This window comes from Kitasatospora sp. NPDC001540 (genome assembly GCF_042894345.1).
In the GTDB taxonomy this organism is placed as follows: Bacteria; Actinomycetota; Actinomycetes; order Streptomycetales; family Streptomycetaceae; genus Kitasatospora; species Kitasatospora phosalacinea_C.
The window spans coordinates 1-16,639 of record NZ_JBIAVO010000026.1 but is presented as its reverse complement, the minus strand read 5'-3'; the positions used below and the strand labels follow the sequence as shown (position 1 = coordinate 16,639).

10 protein-coding genes and 1 rRNA gene are annotated in these 16,639 nt (G+C 73.2%); 6 read left to right on the top strand and 5 right to left on the bottom strand.

What is annotated here, in order from left to right:
* Positions 1–109: 109 nt before the first annotated feature.
* The 3 genes from ACFY00_RS26510 to ACFY00_RS26500 form a co-directional block, all read right to left on the bottom strand.
* Positions 110–2,794, bottom strand: a complete 2,685-nt coding sequence (locus tag ACFY00_RS26510) for a DNA translocase FtsK (RefSeq protein WP_388034060.1) — start codon at positions 2,792–2,794, stop codon at positions 110–112.
* Between the two features lie 120 nt (positions 2,795–2,914).
* Positions 2,915–3,550, bottom strand: a complete 636-nt coding sequence (locus ACFY00_RS26505) for a two-component system response regulator (protein ID WP_285738811.1) — start codon at positions 3,548–3,550, stop codon at positions 2,915–2,917.
* A 202-nt stretch (positions 3,551–3,752) separates the two neighbouring features.
* Positions 3,753–8,216 carry a HAMP domain-containing protein gene (locus ACFY00_RS26500; protein WP_388034129.1) on the bottom strand — a complete coding sequence of 1,488 codons (4,464 nt, stop codon included), beginning with the start codon at positions 8,214–8,216 and terminating at the stop codon, positions 3,753–3,755.
* 514 nt (positions 8,217–8,730) lie between these two features.
* Here ACFY00_RS26500 and ACFY00_RS26495 point away from each other — a divergent pair.
* The 6 genes from ACFY00_RS26495 (at position 8,731) to ACFY00_RS26470 (ending at position 15,561) form a co-directional block, all read left to right on the top strand.
* A complete protein-coding gene (locus tag ACFY00_RS26495) occupies positions 8,731–11,277 on the top strand; it encodes a SpoIIE family protein phosphatase (protein ID WP_388034059.1) in 2,547 nt (848 codons plus the stop codon).
* Between the two features lie 278 nt (positions 11,278–11,555).
* A complete protein-coding gene (locus ACFY00_RS26490) occupies positions 11,556–12,110 on the top strand; it encodes an acetate uptake transporter (RefSeq protein WP_388034058.1) in 555 nt (184 codons plus the stop codon).
* A gap of 171 nt (positions 12,111–12,281) precedes the next feature.
* A complete protein-coding gene (locus ACFY00_RS26485) occupies positions 12,282–12,671 on the top strand; it encodes a GntR family transcriptional regulator (protein ID WP_388034057.1) in 390 nt (129 codons plus the stop codon).
* Entirely contained in the window at positions 12,668–13,561 is an 894-nt protein-coding gene (locus ACFY00_RS26480) for an ABC transporter ATP-binding protein (RefSeq protein WP_388034056.1), read from the top strand. Before ACFY00_RS26485 ends, ACFY00_RS26480 begins: the two co-directional genes overlap by 4 nt.
* Positions 13,558–14,574, top strand: coding sequence for an ABC transporter permease subunit (locus ACFY00_RS26475; RefSeq protein WP_388034055.1), 1,017 nt, complete (start codon positions 13,558–13,560; stop codon positions 14,572–14,574). Before ACFY00_RS26480 ends, ACFY00_RS26475 begins: the two co-directional genes overlap by 4 nt.
* Before the next feature lie 117 nt (positions 14,575–14,691).
* Positions 14,692–15,561: an ArsR family transcriptional regulator gene (locus tag ACFY00_RS26470; protein ID WP_388034054.1), complete on the top strand. Its 870-nt coding sequence runs from the start codon at positions 14,692–14,694 to the stop codon at positions 15,559–15,561.
* A 26-nt stretch (positions 15,562–15,587) separates the two neighbouring features.
* Here ACFY00_RS26470 and ACFY00_RS26465 read toward each other — a convergent pair whose 3' ends face one another.
* Positions 15,588–16,472: a phosphatase PAP2 family protein gene (locus ACFY00_RS26465; RefSeq protein WP_388034053.1), complete on the bottom strand. Its 885-nt coding sequence runs from the start codon at positions 16,470–16,472 to the stop codon at positions 15,588–15,590.
* Positions 16,473–16,551: 79 nt separating this feature from the next.
* A 5S ribosomal RNA gene (gene rrf / locus ACFY00_RS26460) occupies positions 16,552–16,639 on the bottom strand; the annotation flags it as partial.

The following is a 16,639-nucleotide window of genomic DNA, read 5'->3' as shown; positions in this document are numbered from 1 at the left end:
GGGTGGGGGTGGAACGTTTCTCAACCGGAGGGGGCCCGAACGTGCCACAGTCTCGCAACAGAAGTTGACGGGCGGTCACGGCGGCCCCCGGCCCGCGACCGCCCGCCGTCTACCCCCGGAGGGCCAGCAGCACACCATCGAGTTCGTCCGGCTTGACCAGGACGTCGCGGGCCTTGGAGCCCTCGCTGGGGCCGACGATGCCGCGGGACTCCATCAGGTCCATCAGCCGGCCGGCCTTGGCGAAGCCGACCCGCAGCTTGCGCTGGAGCATCGAGGTCGACCCGAACTGGGTGGTGACGACCAGCTCGGCGGCCTGGATCAGCAGGTCGAGGTCGTCGCCGATCTCCTCGTCGATCTCCTTCTTCGGCCCGCCGCCGACCACCACGTCGTCCCGGTAGCGGGCGGTCAGCTGGTCCTTGCAGTGCTGGACGATCTTGGCGATCTCCGCCTCGGTGACGAAGGCGCCCTGCATCCGGACCGGCTTGGAGGCGCCCATCGGCAGGAACAGCGCGTCGCCCTTGCCGATCAGCTTCTCGGCGCCGGGCTGGTCGAGGATGACCCGGGAGTCGGCCATCGCCGAGGTGGCGAAGGCCAGCCGGGACGGCACGTTGGCCTTGATCAGGCCGGTGACCACGTCCACCGAGGGGCGCTGGGTGGCCAGCACCAGGTGGATGCCCGCGGCGCGGGCGAGCTGGGTGATCCGGACCACCGAGTCCTCGACGTCGCGCGGGGCGACCATCATCAGGTCGGCCAGCTCGTCGACGATCACCAGCAGGTACGGGTAGGGCGTCAGCTCGCGCTCGCTGCCCAGCGGCGGCTGCACGGTGCCGGCCCGGACGGCGGCGTTGAAGTCGTCGACGTGCCGGAATCCGTAGGCCGCCAGGTCGTCGTAGCGCATGTCCATCTCGCGCACCACCCACTGGAGGGCCTCGGCGGCCTTCTTCGGGTTGGTGATGATCGGCGTGATCAGGTGCGGGATGCCCTCGTACGCGGTCAGCTCGACCCGCTTGGGGTCGACCAGCACCATCCGGACCTCGTCGGGGGTGGCGCGCACCAGCACCGAGGTGATCAGGCAGTTGATGCAGGAGGACTTGCCCGCGCCGGTCGCGCCGGCCACCAGGACGTGCGGCATCTTCGCCAGGTTGGCCATCACGGTGTGGCCCTCGACGTCCTTGCCCATGCCGACCACCATCGGGTGGCCGTCCTCGGCGGCGGCGCGCGAGCGCAGCAGGTCGCCGAGGGTGACCATCTCCCGGTCCCGGTTGGGGATCTCCACGCCGACCGCGGACTTGCCGGGGATCGGCGAGATGATCCGCACGTCGGGGGTGGCCACCGCGTAGGCGATGTTCTTCGCCAGCGCGGTGATCCGCTCGACCTTCACGGCGGGGCCGAGCTCGACCTCGTAGCGGGTCACCGTCGGACCGCGGGTGAAGCCGGTGACCCGCGCGTCGACCTTGAACTCGGCGAAAACGCCGGTCAGTTGGGCCACCACGTCGTCGTTGATCTGGGAGCGGGCCTTGGCCGGGGCGCCGCGCTCCAGCAGGTCCAGCGAGGGCAGCGCGTAGGTGACGTCGCCGGAGAGCTGGAGCTGCTCCATCCGCACCGGGGCCTGGCCGTGGCCCTCGGAGGCGTCGGCGGCCCGGGCCGCGGGCACCTCGGGGGCCCACGGCTCCTCGGGCGGGGCGGTGTTGTCCTTGACCTGGCCGACCATGCTGGCCACCGCGGGCGAGCCGGGCACGCCGTACAGCAGCGCGCCGTCCAGGTCGGCGGCCACCCCGGCGGCGAGGTCCCGGGTCCGGTACGGGTCCTTCTCCAGGGGGAGCGGCTCGGTCGGCTCCGTCCCCTCCGGGGCCTCCGCCTTGCGGCGGCGGCGACTGCGGCGGGCGGAGAGCTCGTCGTTCTCGACGGTGATCGGCAGCGCGTCCGGGTCGGCGTCCTCGGGCGGGGCGGTGGAGTACGCGCGCTCCCCGGTGGGCGCGTCGACGTCCTGGAAGGCCTCGTCGCCGGGCAGCGGCTCGACCACGCCCAGCCGCACGCCGAGCTGCCGCAGCCGCTCGGGGATGCGGTGGACCGGGGTCGCGGTGACCACCAGCAGGCCGAAGAACGCGACCAGCAGCAGCAGCGGGACGGCCAGCGGCGGGCCCGCCGCGGCCATCATCGGGGTGGAGGCGCCCCAGCCGAGCAGACCGCCGGCCTGCCGGATCCTCGTCGCGCCCGCGCCCATCGCGGGGCCGCCGCAGCCGATGTGCACCAGGCCCAGGACGCCGACCACCAGGGTGCTCAGGCCGATCGCTATCCGGCCGTTGGCCTCCGGCACCTCGGGGTGGCGCATCAGCCGGACGGCGAGGGCGCCGAGCAGGAACGGCACCAGCACGTCGAGCCGGCCGAACAGGCCGGAGACCACGTTGGTGGCGGCCTCGCCGAGCCAGCCCTGCGGGCTGAACCACGTCCCGGCGGCGGTCACCAGGGCGAGGGCGAGCAGCAGCAGCGCCACCCCGTCCTTGCGGTGCTCGGGGTGCAGGTTGCGGGCGCCGTGGCCGAAGCCGCGGAACAGCGCGCCCACCGAGTGCGCCAGGCCCAGCCAGAGCGCCCGGACGGCCCGGAAGAGTATCGGCCGCTTCGGCGGGGGCGGCGGAGCTGCGGGGGGCGCCTTCCTGGCCGGGGCCCTCTTGGCGGGCGCGGCCTTCTTGGCGGGGGCGGCCTTCTTCGCCGGAGCCTTCTTGGCCGGTGCGCCCTTGGCCGGCCCGGGCTTGCTGGTGCGTGCGGCGGCGCTTCCGGGCGTTCGTGTGGCCATGGGGGCAGCCTACCGGCGCACCCGGGCCGCGGACATGCGCGGGCGCACTTCGGCGGGTTGTGTCGCCGACCCGCCGTCAGCCGCCCGGGAATCACCCGGACGGATGACCCTGACGGCCCGTCAGCCGGAGCCCGGGCGCAGCGCGTCCAGGGCCCCGCGCAGGCCGGCGATCTTCCGCTCCAGGTGCGCGGCGGTCGCCGCGGCGCCGCCGTCGGAGCCCGCCTCCAGCTGCTTGGTGAGCGCCTCGGCCTGCTCCTCGACCGCGGCCAGCCGGGCCGACAGCTCGCCCAGCAGCGCCCCGCCGATGGCCGGTTCGGCGCCTGCCTCCAGCTGCAGGCGCAGCAGCGCGGCCTGCTCCTTCAGCTGGGTGTTCTTCTGGTACAGGTCGACGAAGACGGAGACCTTGGCCCGCAGCACCCACGGGTCGAAGGGCTTGGAGATGTAGTCGACCGCACCGGCCGCGTAGCCGCGGAAGGTGTGGTGCGGGCCGTGGTTGATCGCGGTCAGGAAGATGATCGGGATGTCCCTGGTCCGCTCGCGGCGCTTGATGTGCGCGGCGGTCTCGAACCCGTCCATGCCGGGCATCTGGACGTCCAGCAGGATGACCGCGAAGTCGTCGGTGAGTAGGGCCTTGAGCGCCTCCTCGCCGGAGGAGGCGCGCACCAGGGTCTGGTCGAGCGCGGAGAGGATCGCCTCCAGGGCGAGCAGGTTCTCCGGACGGTCGTCGACCAGGAGGATCTTCGCCTTCTGCACCAGGACCCGCCCTCCTGCCGGTTGTTTCCCGAGGGCCGGCACCTTCGCACCGCCCATCACTGCCCCGGTCATGCTAGCCGTACCCCCTCGCCCGCCACAGGCCCGGTGCCGGGCGTCACCGTCCGGTCACTGTTGGCAACGAGCGGTGACCCTACCGGGTTCCCGCCCGCGGGGGCCAGCCGGAGCGGGCCCCCGCGGGTGGCGGTCACCTGACGGGCAGGTGCTGGCGCATCACCGCCAGCAGGTGGTCGGTCTCCACCGGCTTGGTGATGTGATCGGTGGCGCCCGCCTGGAGGCTCTTCTCGCGGTCGCCCTTCATCGCCTTGGCGGTCAGCGCGATGATCGGCAGGCCGGAGAAGCGGGGCATCCGGCGGATGTGCTCGGTGGTCGCGTAGCCGTCCAGCTCGGGCATCATGATGTCCATCAGCACCAGGGCGACGTCCTCGTTGTGCTCCAGCATCTCGATGCCCTCGCGGCCGTTCTCCGCGTACAGCACGGTCAGGCCGTACTGCTCCAGCACGCTGGTGAGGGCGAAGACGTTGCGGATGTCGTCGTCGACGATCAGGACCCGCTCGCCGTCGAAGCGGGGCGGGGCGCCGGCCGGGCGGGCGGGTTCGCCCTGGCGCGGGACGGTCTCCTCGGCGGGACGGGGGGCGTCGGCGGGGCGTCGGCGCTCGACGGTGGAGCGGCGGCGCTCCTCGACCAGGCCGCGGGCCTCCTGGGTCCACTGCTCGGCGGGGGTGCGGGGGGCTTCGAGGGCGCGCGGGGCGCCCGCGCGCTCCAGGGTGACCGGTTCGGGCCCCTCGCTGCGCAGCGGCAGGTAGAGGGTGAAGGCGGAGCCGCGGCCGATCTCGCTCTCGACGTGGATCTCGCCGCCGAGCAGCCGGGCGATCTCCCGGCTGATCGACAGGCCCAGGCCGGTGCCGCCGTACTTGCGGCTGGTGCCGCCGTCGGCCTGCTTGAACGCCTCGAAGATCTCGCGGAGCTTGTTGCCGGGGATGCCGATGCCGGTGTCGGAGACCGAGAAGGCGATCAGCGGCTCGTCGGGGTCGGCCATGGTGCCGGACTCCAGCAGCTGCTCGCGCACGTGCTGCGGGATCTCCTGGCCCGCGACCGGGCGGATCATCAGCTCGACCGCGCCCGCGTCGGTGAACTTCACCGCGTTGGAGAGCAGGTTGCGCAGCACCTGCTGCAGGCGCTGCTCGTCGGTGTGCAGGGTGACCGGCAGGTCCGGGGAGACCCGGACCGCGAAGTCCAGGTTCTTCTCGGCGGCCAGCGGCCGGAACGCGGCCTCCACGTAGTCGACCAGTTGGACGAGCGCGATCCGGGCCGGGCGGACGTCCATCTTGCCCGCCTCGACCTTGGACAGGTCGAGGATGTCGTTGATCAGCTGGAGCAGGTCGCTTCCCGCGCCGTGGATGGTCTCGGCGAACTCGACCTGCTTGGCCGACAGGTTGCCCTCGTTGTTGTCGGAGAGCAGCTTGGCCAGGATCAGCAGCGAGTTGAGCGGGGTGCGCAGCTCGTGCGACATGTTGGCGAGGAACTCGCTCTTGTAGCGGGAGGCCAGCGCGAGTTGCTCGGCGCGCTCCTCCAGGATCTGCCGGGCCTCCTCGATCTCGCTGTTCTTGATCTCGATGTCGCGGTTCTGCTGGGCGAGTTGCTCGGCCTTCTCCTGCAACTCCTCGTTGGTGCGCTCCAGTTCCTCTTGGCGGGCCTCCAACTCGGCGGAGCGCATCGAGAGTTCGGCGGTCAGTCGCTGGGACTCCAGCAGCAGCCCCTCGGTCTTGGTGTTGACCGAGATGGTGTTGACGGTCACGCCGATCTGGTCGGCGATCTGGTTGAGGAAGTCCAGCGCGACGGTGGTGAAGCTGGAGAAGGTGGCGAGTTCGATCACGCCGAGCAGCCGGCCCTCGAACAGCACCGGCATCACCACCACGTGCGCCGGGGAGGACTCGCCGAGGCCGGAGGAGATCTTCAGGTAGCCGGGCGGGGTCTCCTTCAGCACGATCGGCCGCTTCTCCACCGCGGCCTGCCCGATCAGGCCCTCGCCGAGCCGGAAGGTGGTGGGCATGGTGCGCCGGTGGTAGCCGTAGCTGCCGATCAGGCGCAGCACGACGTCGTTCTCGTCGTCGTCCTCGGTGACGAGTTCGGCGGCCCGGCCGGCCGGTTGGGCGAGGAAGAAGGCGCCGTGCTGGGCGGAGACCACCGGGGTCAGCTCGCTCATGATCAGCGAGGCGACGGCGGACAGGTCGCGGCGGCCCTGCAGCAGGCCGGACATCCGGGCCAGGTTGGACTTGAGCCAGTCCTGCTCCTTGTTGGTCCGGGTGGTCTCGCGCAGGTTGGCGATCATCTGGTTGATGTTGTCCTTGAGCTCGTCGAGCTCGCCGGACGCGTCCACGTTGATCCGCGGCGACAGGTCGCCGCGGGTGACGGCGGTGGCGACCTGGGCGATCGCGCGCACCTGCCGGGTCAGGTTGTTGGCCAGCTCGTTCACCGACTCGGTGAGGTCCTGCCAGGTGCCCGCGACGCCGGGGACGCGGGCCTGGCCGCCGAGGCGTCCGTCGGTGCCGACCTCGCGGGCGACCCGGGTGACCTCGTCGGCGAACGCGCCGAGCTGGTCGACCATGGTGTTGATGCTGGTCTTGAGCTCCAGGATCTCGCCGCGGGCGTCCACGTCGATCTTCTGCGAGAGGTCGCCGCGGGCGACGGCGGTGATCACGAGCGCGATGTTGCGGACCTGGCCGGTGAGGTTGTTGGCCATCAGGTTGACGTTCTCGGTCAGGTCCTTCCAGATCCCGGCGACGCCGGGGACGCTGGCCTGGCCGCCCAGGATGCCGTCGGTGCCCACCTCGCGCGCGACGCGGGTGACTTCGACGGCGAAGGCCGACAGCTGGTCGACCATGGTGTTCAGGGTGTCGGCGAGCGCGGCGACCTCGCCCGCCGCGTCGATGGCGATCTTCTTGGACAGGTCGCCGCGGGCCACCGCGGAGGCGACCTCGGCGATGTTGCGGACCTGGTTGGTCAGGTTGGACGCCATCAGGTTGACGTTGTCGGTCAGGTCGCGCCAGATGCCGGAGACGCCGGAGACCCGGGCCTGGCCGCCCAGGATGCCGTCGGTGCCCACCTCGCGCGCGACGCGGGTCACCTCGTCGGCGAACGCGGACAGCTGCTCGACCATGGTGTTGACGGTGGTGACGAGTTCGCGGATCTCGCCCTTCGCGTCGACGGTGATCTTCTTGGAGACGTCGCCGCGGGCCACCGCGGTGGTCACCTCGGCGATCGAACGCACCTGGCTGGTCAGGTTGTTGGCCATCAGGTTCACCGAGTTGGTGAGGTCCTTCCAGGTGCCGGAGACCCCGGGCACGCTGGCCTGGCCGCCGAGGATGCCCTCGGTGCCGACGTCCCGGGCGACCCGGGTGACCTCGTCCGCGAACGCCGAGAGCTGGTCGACCATGGTGTTGATGGTGTTCTTCAGCTCCAGGATCTCGCCCCGGGCATCGACCTGGATCTTCTGCGACAGGTCGCCCTTGGCGACCGCGGTGGTGACCTGCGCGATGCCGCGGACCTGGCTGGTCAGGTTGTTCGCCATCGAGTTGACGTTCTCGGTCAGGTCCTTCCAGACCCCGGCCACGCCGGGCACCTGGGCCTGCCCGCCGAGGATGCCGTCGGTGCCCACCTCGCGGGAGACCCGGGTGACCTGCTCGGCGAAGCCGGACAGCTGGTCGACCATGGTGTTGATGGTGTTCTTCAGCTCCAGGATCTCGCCGCGGGCGTCGACCTCGATCTTGCGCGACAGGTCGCCCTTGGCGACCGCGGTGGTCACCTCGGCGATGTTGCGGACCTGCGCGGTCAGGTTGGCCGCCATGAAGTTCACCGAGTCGGTCAGGTCGCGCCACACGCCGGCCACGCCCGACACCTGCGCCTGGCCGCCGAGGCGGCCCTCGGTGCCCACGTCGCGGGCCACCGTGGTGACCTGCGCGGCGAAGGAGTTGAGCTGGTCCACCATGGTGTTGACGGTGTTCTTCAGCTCCAGCATCTCGCCGTCGACGTCCACCGTGACCTTGCGCGACAGGTCGCCGCGGGCCACCGCGGTGGTCACCTCGGCGATGTTGCGCACCTGCGCGGTCAGCCGCCCGGCCATGGTGTTGACCGAGTCCGACAGGTCCTTCCAGGAGCCGGAGACGCTGCGCACCCGGGCCTGGCCGCCGAGCTTGCCCTCGGTGCCGACCTCGATCGCCACCCGGGTCACCTCGTCGGTGAACTCCGACAGCTGGTCGACCAGGCCGTTGACCGTCCGGCCGACCTTCAGGAACTCGCCGCGCAGCGGGTAGCTGGCCCCGGTGGTGTGCAGCGAGCGCAGCTCCATGGTCTGGGTCAGGTCGCCCTCGGCGATCGAGGACAGCACCCGGCCGACCTCGGCCATCGGCCGGGCCAGGTCGTCGATCAGCGCGTTGCAGTTGTCGACGGCCGCCATCCAGGCGCCCTCGCCGACGCCGCTCTCCAGCCGCTCGGAGAGCCGGCCCTCGCGGCCCACCGCCCGGCGCACCCGGGCCAGTTCGCCGGTCAGGTGCTGGTTGCGGTCGGCGACCTCGTTGAACACCGCGGCGATCTCGGCCAGCAGGCCGTCGCCGGGGAAGGTCAGCCGACGGCGGAAGTTGCCGTCCCGCATCGCGGTCAGCGCGGTCAGCAGCTTGCGAAGCTCCGCGGGCTCCGCGCCGCGCCCCGGGCCAGGGCGCCGCCCGCCGCCGGCCCGCGACGGCGGCACCGGGCGGGCGCCTCGCGCAGCGGCGGTCGTCGTACCGGACACGTCCTTGGTCGCCGAACTCAACGGGGCCCTCCCAGGTCCTGACTCGGTTCACCGCCGCGGGAGGAGAAGGCGTCCGCCGTCGCTCCCGCGCCGTCCCCCTCGACCGTACTGCGGCGGTGACGGCACGCGGACCCCCCAGTGTGGCAGCACTGCTCCCCGGTGTCGGACCGGTTGCGGAGGGTTTTGTCGGCGAGCAGGGAAAGTGGTGGACGAAATCACCCCCAGGGGCCTGTTTCGGCGCCCCGGCCCCACTGGGTACCAACCGGAAAGTAGGGTGGAGGGCCGCACCGGGCCGGGGCGGGGCCGCACCGCGCCCGCCGCACCGCCCGTAAGCTTCCCCATCTTCCGTCGGACCAGCAGCAGAGGAGACGTGGCCGTGGTCACCGCGCGCGCAGCCGCCACCTTCGAACCGGTCGACCGGTCGGCCGCCGCGGCCCGCGGCTTCGTCCGGGACGCCCTGCTCGGGTGGGGCGTGCCCGAGGTGGTGGACGACGCCGTGGTACTGGTCAGCGAACTGGTCACCAACGCGGTGGTGCACGCCGGGACGGCCGCCGAGGTGGTCTGCCTCCAGGAGGAGGAGACCGTCCGGATCGAGGTCAGCGACCGGCACCCGGAGCGCGGCCTGCCCTCCTTCGCCAACGTGACGATGAACTCCGAGCGGTACGCCGACCCGGACGGCGAGGGCGGCCGCGGCCTGCTGATGTGCTCGGCGCTGTCCAGCAGCTGGGGCGTGGAGTACGCGGCGGGCCGCAAGACCGTCTGGTTCCGCCTCGCCCTGCCCGAGCAGCAGCCCGGCACCCGGTACGCGCTGCCCAGCCTGCCCGGCGGCGAGCTCCCGGCCGCGGACGGGCCGGTGCGGGTCGCCGTGGTGCAGCTCGACGACCACGGGCGGGTCCGGCACTGGAACGCCGACGCCGAGTCGCTCTTCCACCGGCCCGCGGACGCCGTGTTCGGCCGCCCCTGGGCCGAGCTGGCCGTCTGGCCGCAGACCCCCGGCCTCGGCCTCGGCGACACCCTGCGCCTGGCCCGCTGGGAGGGCTCGTACGCGGTGCGCGGCGGCGACGGCGCGGTGCAGGAGGTGTACGGCACCCACGTGCGGCTGCGCGACAGCGGCGGCACCCCGACCGTGCTGTGCGTGCTGGTGCGGGAGGCCGACCGCGCGGTGCTGCGCACCCCCGGCACGCCCGGCGCCGCGGAGGGCGCCACCACCGCCGTCGAGCCGCTGGACCTGCTGGTCGGCCCGGTCTCCCCCGACGACCTGTCCAGCCTGCTGCAGCGGATCGTCGAGCGCGCCCGCGACCTGCTGGACGCGGACGCCTCCTACCTGCTGCTCACCAGCGAGGACGAGACCGAGTTCGAACTGCGCGCCGCCACCGGCCTGGCCGGGCCGTCCCGGCGCTTCTCCCGGATGCCGATCGACGCCGGTGCGGGCCGCTTCGACTCGGCCCGGCTGCCCGCCGTCCACGAGGACCTGGCGGTCCGCCCGACCGGCGCCGCCCCGCTGCTCGACGGCACCGAGCTGCGCTCGCTGATCACCGTCCCGCTCAAGGTCGAGGGCCGCCTGACCGGTTCGCTCGGGGTGGCCGCGGCCGCCCCCGGCCGCTACGACAACGAGGACGCGCTGCGGCTGCAGTTCGCCGCCGACCGGATCGCGCTGGCCCTGGAGAGCGCCCGGCTGAGCGAGTTGGAGCGGCTGCGGCGCGGCTCGCTGTCCTTCCTGGTGGAGGCCTCCGACCTGCTGGCCGGCACCCTGGAGCACGAGCAGACGCTGGCCCTGATGGCGCAGATGGCCGTTCCCACGCTCTCCTCCTGGTGCGCCGTCTACACCACGCCGGACGTGGCGGCGGGCGCCGAACTCGCCTTCGTGCTGCACGAGGACGAGGACCGGATCGACGCGCTGCGCGCCCTGCTCGACAAGTCCCCCGCCCCGGAGGCGGTGCCCAGTCCCGGCGCCCGCCCGTGGACGGCGCTCGCCGAGACCGCCCGGGCGCTCGGGCACCCGGTCGGCCCGGACCTCGGCGAGACGGTGGTGCTGCCGCTGTCCGCCCGCAACCGGGTGATCGGCCTGCTGGTGCTGGGCACCCGGCGCGGCGTCCGGTTCCGCCAGGAGATCCTGGAGCTCGGCGAGGACCTCTCCCGCCGGGCCGCCCTGGCCCTGGACAACTCCCGCCTGTACTCCGAGCGCACCGCCACCAGCCAGGCCTTCCAGCGCGCCCTGCTGCCGCCGGAGCTGCCGAAGATCCCGGGCGTCGAGGTGGAGGTGTTCTACCAGGCCGCGGGCGAGGGCAACGAGGTCGGCGGCGACTTCTACGACCTGTTCCCGATCCGCGAGGGCACCTACGGCTTCGCGATCGGCGACGTCTGCGGCACCGGCCCGGAGGCCGCCTCGGTCACCGGCCTGGCCCGCAACTCGCTGCGCCTGCTGGCCCGCGAGGGCCTGAGCGCCCCGCAGGTCCTGACCCGGCTGAACGCGGCGATCCTGGAGGAGGGCAGCCGGGCCCGCTTCCTGACCCTGCTGTACGGCGAGCTGACGCCCCGCGAGGACGGCTCGACCGCGCTGTCGCTGGTCTGCGCCGGCCACCCGCTGCCGCTGCGGCTGCGCACCGACGGGCAGGTCGACCAGGCCGCCTCGCCGCAGCCGCTGCTCGGTGTGATGGACGAACTCGACCTGACCGCCGAGGAGTTGGTGCTCTCCCCGGGCGAGGTGCTGCTCTGCGTGACGGACGGCGTGACCGAGCGCCGGGAGGGCCGCCGGATGCTCGGCGACGAGGGCCTGGTCGAGGTGCTGACCGGCTGCGCGGGCCTGACCGCGGGCGCGGTCGCGGCCCGGGTGCACCGGGCGGTGGAGCGCTTCGCGCCCGAGCCGCCGTCCGACGACATGGCGATCCTGACGCTGCGCATTCCGACCCAGCGCCGGAACTGACCGGGGCGACCACTCGAACTGGTCACGGTTTGCTCACACTTGCTCATTCTGCGTGATTCACAAGGGTACAAGACCGGGTCGCCGGGTACACCGTAAGCACCGGGGGCTTCCACCCCGGAGGGCATGACCGACGGCCGCGCCGTCGGTTCTCTCATCCGCCGCAGCCGCCGCACCCTCCCATCGGTGCGCCCACGACCCGGCACCCGGCACCACCTCGCACGCACCCACCCTTCACCGTGATCTCGCCATGCCCTGGCGCAGAGTGAAAGGAGCCTCCGGTGAGCAACGAAGCCTCCGGGGCGAACGCCCGATCCGCTGACGCGGGTCCGCTCGGTTACCTGGCCCTCGGTCTGACTCTGCTGGCGTACGGCCTGCTCGGCACCGGTGTCCTCAGCGGCACCTCGGCCGGCGGCGCCTCCTCGCTGGCGCACCTGGTCGGCGGCGTGACGCTGTTCGTCGCCGGCCTCTGGCAGTTCCGCGGCGGCGACCGCTTCAGCGGCACCGCGTTCACCACCCTGGGCGCCTTCTGGGCGACCTGGGCCGCGGCCGGCCCGGCCGGCAAGAACACCGCGGGCCTGTTCCTGCTGCTGTGGGCGCTGCTGGCGCTCACCCTGACCGCCGCCTCCTGGGGCGCCGGTCTGCTGACCCGCGCGGTCTACGGCCTGCTGACCGTCTCCCTGGTGCTCAGCGCCATCGGGGCGTTCGGCGACGCCTCCGGCTGGGGCAAGGTCGGCGGCTGGGTCGCCGCCGTCTCCGGCCTGGTCGCCTGGTACTCGGCCACCGCCGAGCTGACCGGCGGCCGCTGGGGCCGGGTCGCCCTGCCGGTCAGGTAGTCGGACCGCCGCACCGCCGCACCACCGCTCGTCCCGGAGCCCGGACGCCACCCCCACGGCGCCCGGGCTCCGGCATGTCCGCAGGTCAACTCCCGCTTGCGATCATTTACTTGACAAGGCCGACGGTCCGTCAGTTCTATAGTGCTAGGAACCTAGATAAATGAGGTTGCGGTGATCGAGTTCCACATCGAGCCCCGGTCCGGCGTCGCCCCCTACCTGCAACTGGTCCACCAGGTGCGGCAGGCACTGCGCCTGGGCCTGCTCTCCGAGGGGGACCGGCTGCCCAAGGTCAAGGAGGTCGCGGCGAAGGTCGCGATCAACCCCAACACCGTGCTCAAGGCGTACCGCCAGCTGGAGAACGAGGGGCTCGTCTCCCCCAAGCCCGGCGTCGGCACCTTCGTCAGCGGCACCCTCGGCGCCCCCGCGGTGGCCGAACACGAGCCGCTGCGACAGGAGTTGGCCCGCTGGCTGGCCGCCGCCCGGGCCGCCGGGCTGGACGAGGAGTCCATCGAGGCGCTGTTCCGCCAGACCGTCCGAAGTCCCACCGAAGAGGAGCGATGACCGCGATCGTCGAAGCCCGGGCGCTGCACAAGCGCTACGGCCGCCGCCCGGCCCTCACCGACTGCACGCTGAGCGTCCCGGCCGGGAGCGTCGTCGGCCTGGTCGGCCCGAACGGCGCCGGGAAGTCCACCCTGCTGCAACTCGCCTGCGGCCTGCTCACCCCGACCAGCGGCACCATCGAGGTGTTCGGCGCCCCGCCCGGCCAACTCGCCCGGGTCGGCTTCGTCGCCCAGGACACCCCCCTCTACCCGACGTTCACCGTCGCCGACCACCTGCGGATGGGCGCCCGGCTCAACCCCCGCTGGGACGCCGCCCTCGCCGAGCGCCGCGTCCGGCAGGCCGGACTCGACCCCGCCCAGAAGGCCGGCCGGCTCTCCGGCGGCCAGCGCGCCCAGCTCGCCCTCGCCCTCGCCGTCGCCAAGCGACCCGAACTCCTGCTGCTGGACGAGCCGGTGGCCGCCCTCGACCCGCTGGCCCGGCGCACCTTCCTGCAGGGCCTGATGGAGTTCGTCGCCGAGTCCGAACCGCAGCCCACCGTGGTGCTCTCCTCCCACCTGCTCTCCGACCTGGAGCGGGTCTGCGACCACCTGGTCGTGCTGGCCGACGCCCGGGTCCGCACCGAAGGCGACATCGACGACCTGCTCGCCACCCACTTCCGGCTCACCACCGCCCGCCGCGACGCCACCTCGCTGCCCGCCGCCCTGCACGTCCTGCGCGCCGAGCACACCGGACGCCAGAGCACCTTCACCGTCCGCGCCGCGGCCCCCGTCGACGACCCGTCCTGGGTGATGGAGCCGCTCGGCCTGGAGGACCTGGTCCTGCACTACATGTCCGACCCGTCCGAGTCCGCGCCCGCCGACCCCCGCCACGCCCCGGAGCCGCAACGATGACCTGGCTGACCTGGCGCCAGCACCGCACCCAGTTCCTCACCGCCGCCGCCCTGCTCGTCCTCGCCGCCGCCTACCTGCTGGTGGACGGCATCCGGCTGCGCCACGAACTGCACGGCCTGCCCACCGACTGCGGCCTCAACCAGTGCTTCGACCTGGAGCAGGTGATCCAGGGCAGACGCAACGCCTACCTCGCCGCCGGTGCGCTCGTGCTGCTGGCCCCCGCACTGATCGGCGCGTTCTGGGGCGCCCCGCTGATCGCCCGCGAACTGGAGACCGGCACCCACCGGACGGTCTGGAACCAGAGCGTCCCCCGCGGCCGCTGGCTGGCCGCCAAGCTGCTGCTCACCACCGCCGCCGCGGTCCTCGCCACCGGTCTGCTCAGCCTGCTGGTGACCTGGTACGCCGCCCCGTTCGACCGCTTCGACCACGACCGCTTCCAGCCGCTGCTGTTCGACCTCCGTGGCCTCGTCCCGCTCGGCTACGCCGCCTTCGCGGTCGCGCTCGGCGCCTGCACCGGCCTGTTCCTGCGCCGCACCCTCGCCGCGATGGCCGTCACGCTGGCCGTCTTCACCGCCGTCCAGGTCCTGGTGCCGCTGGCCGTCCGCCCGCACCTGCAGCAGCCCGTCCACGAACTGGTCGCCCTGGGCGAGGGGTCGACCCGCCACGGCTCGTTCGCCGGCTTCGACACCCCGGACGGCCGCCTCGGCCCGGACTCCCGCCTGATCGCCGTCCTCGACGTCCCCGACGGCTGGGTGCTCTCCGGCCGCACCCCGCAGCCCGCGCGCGACGCCACCGGCCGCGTCCTCACCCTCGCCTCCCTGCCCTGCCCGAGCTCCGGCCCCCTCCCCCCGGACGGCTCCTGCGTGGCCCGGGTCGACCTGTACGTCGCCGTCGACTACCAGCCCGCCGACCGCTACTGGACCTTCCAACTCGCGGAGACCGGCCTCTACTTGGTCCTCGCCGCCGCCCTCGCCGCGCTCACCTCCTGGGGCCTGCGCCGCCGCCTCGGCTGACCGCGGGGGGGGGGGGGGGGGGGGGCGCCCCCCCCCCCCCCCCCCCCCCCCCCACCTCCCGCATTCCCCTGCCCCGTTCACCTCCGGTTGCTACTGTCTGCGTGCGGAGGGGGACGGATGGGTCACTGGCTGGTCGGTACGGAGTGTCTCGCCGCGTGCCGTTTCGCCCTCTCCCCCCTGGTCGAGACGGTCGCCGCGGTCGGCATCCTCGCCGAGATCCGCCCCGAGCCCTGGCGCCGCCACTGGCTCGCCACCCACCAGCCCGCCTTCCGGGCCCACCTCGCGGCCGCCCCGCACTCCGCCGCCTGGCTCGCCGACCGCCGCCCGTCCGACTGGCCCACCGTCCTGCGCCTGCCCGTCCCCGACCCGGACGCCGACCCCCGCCTGCTCGACCTCACCGCCCTCGACCTGCCACCCGCCCTCACCGAACTCCTCGACTGGACGTGGCAGCACGTCGTCCGCCCCGAATGGCCCGCCCGCCTGCACGCGCTGCGCGCCGACCTCACCGCCCGCCGCGAACGCGCCGCCCACCACGGCTGGCCCGCCGCCCTCCCCCACCTCGGCCCGCAGCACCGCTGGCTCCCCGACGGCCGCCTCCGCCTCACCGCTCCCGACCTTCCCCCGCACCCGATAACCGAACTGCTCCTCGTCCCCACCAGCGCCCGCCACGGCTGGCTCCTCCCGGACGCGTCGCACGCCCGCCTCGCCGTCGTCTACCCCGCCTCCGCCGCCCCCGTCCCCGGCCCGTGCACCCCGCCAGCCAGCCTGGGCCGCCTGCTCGGCAGCGCCCGCGCCGAACTCCTGGCCGCTCTCGACCGCCCGCGCGACACCACCCAACTCGCCGCCCGCACCGGCCTCAGCCCCGCCGCCGTCGACGACCACCTCACCGTCCTGCTCGACGCCCGCCTGGTCGCCGCCACCAGCACCCCGGGCCGCTACTACCGCACCGCCCTCACCGAAGCCCTGCTCTCCGCCCAACCCGGCTGACCGGCCACCTCCCCGCGCCGCCGCCCTCAGCCCGGTCGCACCGCGCTGTGCTCGCGCTCCCGCGCCACGTCCCGCGGCTCCCCGTCCGGCCGGCCTTCCCGCTGCCGCCACCCCGACACCGCCGCCTGCACCAGGTAGACCGTCAGCAGGATCACCACCGCCACCAGGCCGTCCGCCCAGAAGTGGTTCGCCGTCACCACCACCACCCACACCGTCACCACCGGGTGCACCACCATCAGCCACCGCCACGGCCCGCGCGCCACCGAGACCACCGCCATCGCCGTGATCACGCACCACGCCACGTGCACCGAGGGCATCGCCGACAACTGGTCCGCCACCACCCCCGCCACCGCGTTGCCGTACACCGACTGCCCGTACTGCTCCGCCAGGTCCACGAACCCGCTCCCCGGCAGCATCCGCGGCGGCGCCACCGGAACGAACTGGATCAGCAGGCACACCGCCGTCGTCGCCACCACCGTCGTCCGCACCCACGCGTAGCGCGCCCGGTGCCGCAGGAACAACCACATCAGCACCACCAGCATCACGCCGAAGTGCATCGTCGCGTAGTAGTAGTTCGCCCCCTGCACCAGCCACGGATGCCCCACCACCGCCCGCTGCCAGGACGCCTCGTCCGGCAGCCCGAGATCCCCCTCCGTCCGGTGGATCCACTCCGCCCGCTCCAGCGCGTGGTCCGTCCCCATCAACGACAGGTGCCCCACCACCTGCCACAGCGCGAACAACGCCAGCAGCGTCCCCGCCTCCCGCAGCACGTCCGCCGCCGTCCCCGCCCGACGCCGCCGCACCTCCCCCTCGGCCCGCCGCGCCACCCCCCTCCTGACGGCGAACGCCGCAGTGTACAGCACCGCGGAGGCACCGGCCGAGGTTTGCCACGTCAACGTCAGGTTCTGCATTCGCGCAGGTTACCCGCACTACCCCGGAAACGCGAGAAAGCCCCCTGACTTCCCGTCAGGGGGCTTTCTCTGAAAGATTGTTCGGCGGCGTCCTACTCTCCCACAGGGTCCCCCCTGCAGTACCATCGGCGCTGTGAGGCTTAGCTTCCGGGTTCGGAATGTAACCG

Bases quoted from the DNA above. Each gene is read 5' to 3' on its own strand.
- ACFY00_RS26480 (WP_388034056.1), top strand. From the start codon at position 12,668: ATGACCGCGATCGTCGAAGCCCGGGCGCTGCACAAGCGCTACGGCCGC.
- ACFY00_RS26470 (WP_388034054.1), top strand. From the start codon at position 14,692: ATGGGTCACTGGCTGGTCGGTACGGAGTGTCTCGCCGCGTGCCGTTTC.
- ACFY00_RS26510 (WP_388034060.1), bottom strand. From the start codon at position 2,794: ATGGCCACACGAACGCCCGGAAGCGCCGCCGCACGCACCAGCAAGCCC.
- ACFY00_RS26465 (WP_388034053.1), bottom strand. From the start codon at position 16,472: ATGCAGAACCTGACGTTGACGTGGCAAACCTCGGCCGGTGCCTCCGCG.
- ACFY00_RS26500 (WP_388034129.1), bottom strand. From the start codon at position 8,216: ATGCGGGACGGCAACTTCCGCCGTCGGCTGACCTTCCCCGGCGACGGC.
- ACFY00_RS26475 (WP_388034055.1), top strand. From the start codon at position 13,558: ATGACCTGGCTGACCTGGCGCCAGCACCGCACCCAGTTCCTCACCGCC.